Origin of the sequence: Streptomyces lushanensis (assembly GCF_001700515.1) — a bacterium.
Lineage (GTDB): Bacteria > Actinomycetota > Actinomycetes > Streptomycetales > Streptomycetaceae > Streptomyces > Streptomyces lushanensis.
On sequence record NZ_MAUD01000398.1, the window covers coordinates 1 to 7,675 of the forward strand.

Here is a 7,675-nt window from a genome sequence, read left to right on the forward strand (position 1 = left end):
GCGCCACGAGCAGCGGGGTGCTCGGCGTCTTGTCGCTCACGTCGGTGAAAACCATGGGGTCATCGTATCGATTCCCGGTCGGCGTCCCGGTATGCGTTCTCGTATGACGGACGAACGGCGTTCGTCAGGCGGACGGCGGGAGATAGACGACGGTCGGGGCGCCGGTGACCGGATGCGTGGTGACCTCGGCCGTCACCCCGTAGACCGTCGCGAGCAGCCGCGGGGTCAGTACGGAGCGTGGCGTTCCGGAGGCGATGATCCGGCCGCCCTGGAGCACATGGATCCGGTCGCAGTAGTAGGCGGCGAGGTTCAGGTCGTGCAGGGCGAGCAGATTGGTCGTGCCCGAGGCTCTGACCAGTGTGAGGACATCGAGCTGGTGGCGGATGTCGAGATGGTTGGTCGGTTCGTCGAGTACGAGCAGGGCCGGGCGCTGGAGCAGTGCGCGGGCGATGAGCGCGCGCTGCCGTTCGCCGCCGGAGAGCGAGGGAAAGGCCCGGTCCGCGAGGGCGGCGATCCCCACCTGGCCGAGGGCGGCGTCGGTGAGCGCGGTGTCGGCGGCGGTGTCGGCCTCCCAGAAGCGTTTGTGCGGTGAGCGGCCCATGGCGACGACCTCACGGACGGTCAGCTCGAAGTCGAGCAGGCCGTCCTGCGGCACGGTGGCGACACGGCGGGCCCGCGCCTTGGCCGTCATGGTGTGCAGATCGTCACCGTCGAGGAGGGCGCGTCCGGCTGTGGGGCGGAGCGTGCCGTACACACAGCGGAGCAGGGTGGTCTTGCCGCTGCCGTTGGGGCCGACGAGTCCGACGGTCTCGCCGGGGGCGGCGGTCAGCTCGGCGCGGTCGACGAGGAGGCGGCCGTCGGCCTCGTACGACAGCCCCTCGACGCGCAGCTCGGCGGCGGGGACGGACGGCCGCTCCTGGGCGCTCGCGGCGCCCGTGGCGCCCGTGGCGGCGCTCATACGGGTGCTCCTTCCGGGCGGCGGCGCATCAGCCACAGGAACAGCGGCCCGCCGGTGAGCGCGGTGAGCACTCCGACGGGGATGTCCTGGGGCGCGGCGACGGTACGGGCCGCGAGATCGGCGACGACCAGGACGACCGCGCCGCCCAGGGCCGCGACGGGCAGCAGCGCGCGGTGACCGGCGCCGACGACCATCCGGGCGGCGTGCGGCGCGAGCAGCCCGATGAAGCCGACCGCGCCGCTCGCGGCCACCATCACGGCCGTGACCAGGGAGGCGAGGACGAAGACCGCGGCGCGGAAGCGTGAGGTGTCCAGACCGAGCACGGTCGCGCCCTCCTCGCCCGCCAGCAGCAGATCGAGCGGTCTGGCCAGCGCCATGAGCAGCGCGGTCCCTGCGGTGAGCGCGGCGGCGGGCAGTACGAGGGTGTCCCAGCGGGCGCTGCCGAGGCCGCCCAGCGACCAGTACAGCGCCTCCTGGAAGTGCTCGGGCCTGGCGGAGACGACCAGGATGAGGGTGGTGAGGGCGGAGAGGATGTACGAGACGGCGACGCCCGCGAGCACGAGCCCGCCGCCGGTCATCGCGGAGCCGCGCCGGGCCAGCCCGTACACCAGCGCCAGCGCGAGGAGCGCGCCGGCGAAGGCGGCGGCCGGCATCGCGACGGTGGTGGTCACCCCGCCGCCGATGCCGAGGACCAGCACCAGCACGGCGCAGGTGGAGGCGCCGGAGGAGATGCCGAGCAGGAACGGATCGGCGAGCCGGTTGCGTACGAGCGCCTGGAGGACGGCGCCGACGACGGCGAGCCCGGCGCCGACGATCACACCGAGCAGCACCCTCGGCAGCCGTACGTCGAGCACGATGGTGCGGAACGGGCCGGGCTCCGCGCGGCCGGTCAGGATCGTGATCACCTGGCCGGGCGGGATCCGTACGGAGCCGAGGGCGAGCCCGGCGACGACGGCGGCGCAGAGCGCGGCGGCGAGGCAGCCGAGGACCAGGGGCAGGCGCAGCCGCCGGAGGCCGGGCCGGCGGCGGGCGGGTACCACGGGCGCGGGCGACGGCCGCGCGCCGCCTGGCGAGGAAGCCGGCGCCACAGCGGCCCGCCCCGCTGCCGGGCGGGGGCTGGGGCCGGGAACGGGGCCGGAGCCTGGCCGCGGCCCCCGCCCGCCCGTCGGGTTCGCCGGGTCCGTCGGGTTCGCCGGGTCCGTCGGGTCCGTCGGGTTCGCCGGGTCCGTCGAGTGCCGGGAGGTGCCGGACATGGCCGGTTACCTCGCCGACGCCGGGTGGAGCTGGGTCGCCAGGCGTTCTATCGCCCCCGGTGCCCGTACGCCGAGGACCACGTCCGACAGCGGCATGACCGCGAACCGCTGGTTCCTGACGGCCGGTACGTCCTTGAGCACCGGGTCCTCCAGCAGGCGCTTCTTCTTCTGCGCGACGGTGGTGGAGCCGTAGTCGTAGATGACGACGACCTCGGGCCGGCGTGCGACGACCTGTTCCCAGGTGGCGTCGCCGAAGGACTTGTCGAGGTCGGCGAAGACATTGCGCCCGCCGGCCAGCTTGATCAGCTCGTTGCCGATGCCCTTGCCGCCCGCGGTGAAGGCGGTCTTGTCACCGCTGTCGTAGACGAAGACGGAGAGCGGTTCGGCGCCCTTGAGCCCACCGGCGGTGGACGCGACGGTGGCGCGCGCGTCCGCGATCCACTTCTCGGCGCGGTCCCGGACGCCGAAGGTGCGGCCGGTCTCCTCGACCTCCCGGTAGACGTCGCCCATGGAGACGGGCTCGGAGGTGCCGGCGTCCGCGCAGTTCTCCAGATTGAGCCGGGTGTCGATGCCGGCCGCCTTGAGATCGTCGCGGCTCCGGCCGTCCTTGGCGTCGAAGGCGCTGGCGTACCCGCCGTAGACGAAGTCGGGGTTCGCCGCGAGCAGCTTCTCCTTGGAGGGGTACTCCTTGGCGAGGACCGGGACGCTCCGGTACGCCTTCTCGTAGGCGGGGAGGATCCGGTCGTCCAGATAGGCGGTCCCGACGAGGGACTTCTCCAGGCCGAGCGCGAGCATGATCTCGGTGACGTGCTGGTTCATGGTGACCACACGCTTCGGCGGCGCCTGGTAGGTGGTCGTCACACCGCAGTTGGTGACGGTGTACGGGAAGCCGGGCGCGGCCTTCGCGGCGGGCCTTCCGTCCGCCGGGCCGGCGGTGTCCGTGGCGGTGTCACAGGCGGCGAGCGGGAGCAGTACGGCGATCGCGGCGGCGGACAGCACGGCGGGCGTGAGCGCACGGCGGCGCCGGGGCAGAACAGACATGGCGGGGCCTCCTCCGGGGGATTTCCGCGTCCCCTGGCTGGTGGGAGAAGGGCGGCAGGTCAGTTCCTGGCTGCCAAGCGGAGCTTGGTCACAGTGGCGGGACCGCGCCGGTTTCGCACCGGCTTCCTGGGTCCTGCCGCCCTGGTTCAGCCGTGAGTGTCTCAGACGATCTCGACGGGCTCCTCGGTGACCTCGCCGTCGACGATCCGGTACGAGCGGAACTGGAACGGTCCCGATCCGTCCGTGTCCGCCGTGGAGACCAGCACATAGTGGGCGCCGGGCTCGTTGGCGTAGGTGATGTCCGTACGGGACGGATAGGCCTCGGTCGCGGTGTGCGAGTGGTAGATGATCACCGGCTCCTCGTCGCGGTCGTCCATCTCCCGGTAGAGCTTGAGCAGATCCGCCGAGTCGAACTCGTAGAAGGTGGGCGAGCGTGCGGCGTTGAGCATCGGGATGAACCGCTCGGCCCGTCCGCTGCCCACGGGGCCCGCGACCACTCCGCATGCCTCGTCGGGATGGTCGGCTCGCGCGTGCGCGACGATCTGGTCGTGCAGGGCCTGGCTGATGGTGAGCATGAGGAGAATATAAACGGACGTGCCGGGACGGAGACGGGCCGGTGCCGACGGGCCACGCGGGGCCCCGGGCCGGGGATCCGAGGGCCGGGGGCGTACGGCGGCGGTATCGGCCCGTACGCGTACGGGCCGATCCACGAAGACCGACCGGACAGGCCCTAGGCGTACCGCCGTTCCGTGCGCTCCGCGATCGCCGGGTCGCGCCGCTTCAGCGCCTGCCAGCCGACCGCCAGGCCCACCGCCCAGACCGCCGCCACGTAGAGACAGACCCGCGCGTCCTTGTCGTACGCGATCAGACAGGTGACGAGCGCCAGGAAGGCCACCGCGACCCAGCTGAAGAGCGCGCCGCCGGGCGCCGGGAAGGACGAGGCGGGCAGCCGGCCCGCCTCCACATCGCGGCGATAGCGGATGTGGCTGATCAGAATCATCGTCCAGGTCCAGATGCCGGCCGCGGTGGCCACGGAGGTCACATAGCCGAAGGCCTTCTCCGGGACGACATAGTTGAGGACCACACCGATGCCCATCAGCACCACGGAGACGGTGATCCCGAGGGCCGGCGTCCTACGGGAGTTGAGCCTGCCGAGGACCGTGGGCGCCTGCCGGTTGGCGGCGAGGTCGCGCAGCATCCGGCCGGTGGAGTACATCCCGGAGTTGCAGGAGGAGAGCGCGGCGGTCAGGACCACGAAGTTGACGATGCCGGCCGCGAGCGGGATGCCCATCTTCTCGAAGGCGTGCACGAAGGGGCTGTTGCCCGCCGAGAACTCGGTCCACTTGACGACGGCGAGGATGACGGAGAGCGCGCCGACGTAGAAGACGATGATGCGCCAGGGCAGTGTGTTGATGGCCTTGGGCAGCGTCTTCTCGGGATTCTCGGACTCGCCCGCGGTCACACCGACCAGTTCGACGGCGAGATAGGCGAACATCACGCCCTGAAGGGTCATCAGGCTGGAGCCGATGCCGTTCGGGAAGATCCCGTCGTGCGCCCAGAGGTTGGCGGTGGTGGCGGTCTCACCGGCGTCGGAGAAGCCGATGGTGAGGACGCCCAGACCGATGACGATCATGCCGATGATCGCGGTGACCTTGATCATCGAGAACCAGAACTCGACCTCGCCGAAGATCTTCACCGAGATCAGATTGACGCCGAAGAGGACCACCAGGAAGACCAGCGCGCTGACCCACTGGGGGATCCCGGGGAACCAGAAGTGGATGTAGATGGCGGCGGCGGTCAGTTCCGCCATCCCGGTGACGACCCACATCAGCCAGTACGTCCAGCCGGTGGCGAAACCGAAGAACGGGCCGAGGAACTCACGGGCGTACTCCGCGAAGGAGCCCGAGACCGGCCGGTAGAGCAGCAGTTCGCCGAGCGCCCGCATGATGAAGAAGATCACGACGCCGGCGAGGGCGTACATGAGGATGATGCTGGGGCCCGCCTTGGCGATGTTGGCCCCGGCGCCCATGAAGAGTCCGACACCGATCGCGCCGCCGATGGCGATCATCTGGACCTGACGGCTGCCGAGTCCCCGTTCGTAGCCCTCTTCGGCCGGGCCGCCTCCGGAGGGGCCTGCCGTGGCGCGGTCACCGCCGTATTCCTTGTCGACCTGGGCAGAGGTCATGTCGTACGCCCTTTCTCCATACCGACCCGCGCCGGACGTCGGCCGCGGACCGGTTCGTGATCCCCCCGGATACGGATGGAGTGCCGCCGGCGGTCGGCCGGCGCAGGCACCCCCGGGGACAGGGGTGGAGTCCCCGGGGGGCCGTGAAGATCTATCACGGCGACAGGGGTGACCGGCGGACGCTTCTGTGGCAGAGCCCACAGGAAGAAGTGGATGAATCAGGCCGCGAACCGCAAAGGTCGCCGGAGCGGTGATGTGATCGTTATGCCGAATTGAGCGTCAGTTGAGCGTACGGAAGAGGGACGGACGGGGACCGCCGGATGACATCCCGGCGCCCGGGATCCCGGAACCATCCTGACAGGCCGGTCCGGTGCCGCCATATCACCCGGACGGAGGACCCGGGGATCCCCGAGGGTTGTCCCGCCGTCCCCCGCGAGCCCGCCGGGGCCGGCACGGCCGACGGGACGGCTCATGGCATCCGGGACGACCCCTCAGGGCATCTGCGTCTCGACGAGCGACTCCTGGAGCGACCCGAGCCAGAGGTACGCCAGCACCATCGGCTTGCGCGGATCGGTGTCCGGCAGCCGGTACAGCTCGTTGCTCTCGTCCTCGTCCGTGACCTCCAGACCCGTACCGATCGTCAGCCGCAGATCGTTGAGCGCGCCGAGCCAGTGCTGACAGTCCTCGGGCGTCAGCTTGAGCACGGCGCCGCCCTCGCCCGCCGAGGCGAGTTCGTCCAGCGTGCGGATCAGCGTCATCCCGTCCCGGCGCTTGCGGTCGCGCAGATCGTTCTCGGTGAACCGTCTGAACTCGGCGGAGAACTCCTTCAGTTCGTCGCTGTCGTCGCCGTACGCGTCCGGGAAGAGCCGGGCCAGCGCCGGGTCCTCGGGCGGCTCGCTGGGGCCCTCGGCGAAGAGCGAGGCGAGCGGATCCTCGCCCTGGGCGGGCTCGTCACCGGGCCCGATCAGCTCCAGGAGCTGCACGGTCAGGGTCCGCAGGATCGAGATCTCGACCTCGTCGAACGCGACGGCCGCGCCGCCGCCCGGGATCGCCTCGAACTGCCCGGCCATCAGGTCCGGTCCTGGGAGAGAGTGGCCCAGAGCCCGAACCCGTGCATCGCCTGCACATCGCGCTCCATCTCCTCGCGGCTGCCGCTGGAGACGATCGCGCGGCCCTTGTGGTGGACGTCGAGCATCAGTCGGTGCGCCTTGTCCTTGGGGTAGCCGAAATAGGTCTGGAAGACGTAGGCCACATAACTCATGAGGTTGACGGGATCGTTGTGGACGATCGTCACCCACGGCACATCGGGTTCCGGGACGGCGAAGGTCTCCTCGGCCGATTCGGGGCGTTCGATCTCAGTGGGAGCAACACTCACGGTTCCGGACGACCTTCTTCTCTGCCGGGCTTCTCTGCCGGGTCACAGCTCCGCCGGGTTCACGGCGTCACAAGACCCATGCTGCCACCAGGAACGGCCTGTCGCACAAACGGCCACGCAGAAATCGTCACTCTGACGAGAGGGCAGGGTAGAATTCCTGTTATGAACACAGCGGATCTTGGACTGCCGGTGGACGTTCCGTCGACCGCGCTCTTCACCGATCAGTACGAGCTGACGATGCTGCGTGCGGCTCTCCAGGCCGGTACGGCCGACCGGCGTTCGGTCTTCGAGGTCTTCACCCGGCGGCTGCCCGAGGGCCGCCGCTACGGAGTGGTGGCGGGCACCGGACGGGTCCTGGACGCCGTGGAGAACTTCCGCTTCGACACGGACGTCCTCGGCTTCCTGCGCACGAACCGGATCGTCGACGAGGAGACGCTCGGCTGGCTCGCCTCGTACCGCTTCGGCGGCGACATCTGGGGCTATCCCGAGGGCGAGGTCTACTTCCCGGGCTCGCCGATCCTGCGGGTGGAGGGCTCCTTCGCCGAGTGCGTGCTGCTGGAGACCGTGATCCTGTCGATCCTCAACCACGACTCCGCGATCGCCGCCGCGGCCTCGCGGATGTCGGCGGCGGCGGGCGGGCGCGGGCTGATCGAGATGGGCGCGCGCCGTACGCACGAGCTCTCCGCGGTCGCGGCGGCGCGCGCCGCGTACGTGGGCGGCTTCGACACCACCTCGGACCTGGCGGCCGGGTTCCGGTACGGCATCCCGACGGTGGGCACGAGCGCGCACGCCTTCACCCTGCTGCACGACAGCGAGCGCGACGCCTTCCAGGCGCAGGTGAACGCGCTCGCTGTCGTGCAGCA

General features: G+C 70.6%; 8 protein-coding genes and 1 riboswitch. Of the genes, 1 reads left to right on the top strand and 7 read right to left on the bottom strand.

The genetic code is table 11. The annotated features are described in order from the left end of the window. Positions 1-124: 124 nt before the first annotated feature. From BFF77_RS27575 to clpS, 7 genes are all read right to left on the bottom strand, one after another. Positions 125-958 (bottom strand): ABC transporter ATP-binding protein, encoded by an 834-nt coding sequence (locus tag BFF77_RS27575; protein ID WP_079125545.1) that lies wholly within the window; start codon positions 956-958, stop codon positions 125-127. Further along, positions 955-1,998 carry a FecCD family ABC transporter permease gene (locus BFF77_RS27580; RefSeq protein ID WP_066954995.1) on the bottom strand — a complete coding sequence of 348 codons (1,044 nt, stop codon included), beginning with the start codon at positions 1,996-1,998 and terminating at the stop codon, positions 955-957. The genes BFF77_RS27575 and BFF77_RS27580 overlap by 4 nt, the downstream gene beginning before the upstream one ends. Before the next feature lie 219 nt (positions 1,999-2,217). Continuing rightward, complete coding sequence (locus tag BFF77_RS27585; RefSeq protein WP_066954997.1) at positions 2,218-3,252, bottom strand: ABC transporter substrate-binding protein; 1,035 nt, start codon at positions 3,250-3,252, stop codon at positions 2,218-2,220. A gap of 40 nt (positions 3,253-3,292) precedes the next feature. After that, positions 3,293-3,404, bottom strand: a riboswitch (cobalamin riboswitch). Positions 3,405-3,413: 9 nt separating this feature from the next. Beyond that, the gene (locus BFF77_RS27590) at positions 3,414-3,827 is read right to left on the bottom strand and encodes a M67 family metallopeptidase (RefSeq protein WP_066954999.1); all 414 of its coding nucleotides are present in this window, start codon (positions 3,825-3,827) and stop codon (positions 3,414-3,416) included. Positions 3,828-3,982: 155 nt separating this feature from the next. Then, the gene (locus tag BFF77_RS27595; protein WP_066955002.1) at positions 3,983-5,437 is read right to left on the bottom strand and encodes an amino acid permease; all 1,455 of its coding nucleotides are present in this window, start codon (positions 5,435-5,437) and stop codon (positions 3,983-3,985) included. A gap of 491 nt (positions 5,438-5,928) precedes the next feature. Next, positions 5,929-6,507, bottom strand: coding sequence for a DUF2017 domain-containing protein (locus BFF77_RS27600; RefSeq protein ID WP_066955004.1), 579 nt, complete (start codon positions 6,505-6,507; stop codon positions 5,929-5,931). Then, complete coding sequence (gene clpS, locus BFF77_RS27605) at positions 6,507-6,812, bottom strand: ATP-dependent Clp protease adapter ClpS (RefSeq protein ID WP_066955006.1); 306 nt, start codon at positions 6,810-6,812, stop codon at positions 6,507-6,509. Before clpS ends, BFF77_RS27600 begins: the two co-directional genes overlap by 1 nt. A gap of 162 nt (positions 6,813-6,974) precedes the next feature. Here clpS and BFF77_RS27610 point away from each other — a divergent pair. Then, the coding region (locus tag BFF77_RS27610; RefSeq protein WP_483855216.1) for a beta/alpha barrel domain-containing protein at positions 6,975-7,675 on the top strand (701 nt) is incomplete at its 3' end.

Bases quoted from the DNA above. Each gene is read 5' to 3' on its own strand.
- BFF77_RS27575 (WP_079125545.1), bottom strand. From the start codon at position 958: ATGAGCGCCGCCACGGGCGCCACGGGCGCCGCGAGCGCCCAGGAGCGG.
- BFF77_RS27585 (WP_066954997.1), bottom strand. From the start codon at position 3,252: ATGTCTGTTCTGCCCCGGCGCCGCCGTGCGCTCACGCCCGCCGTGCTG.
- BFF77_RS27590 (WP_066954999.1), bottom strand. From the start codon at position 3,827: ATGCTCACCATCAGCCAGGCCCTGCACGACCAGATCGTCGCGCACGCG.
- BFF77_RS27595 (WP_066955002.1), bottom strand. From the start codon at position 5,437: ATGACCTCTGCCCAGGTCGACAAGGAATACGGCGGTGACCGCGCCACG.
- BFF77_RS27600 (WP_066955004.1), bottom strand. From the start codon at position 6,507: ATGGCCGGGCAGTTCGAGGCGATCCCGGGCGGCGGCGCGGCCGTCGCG.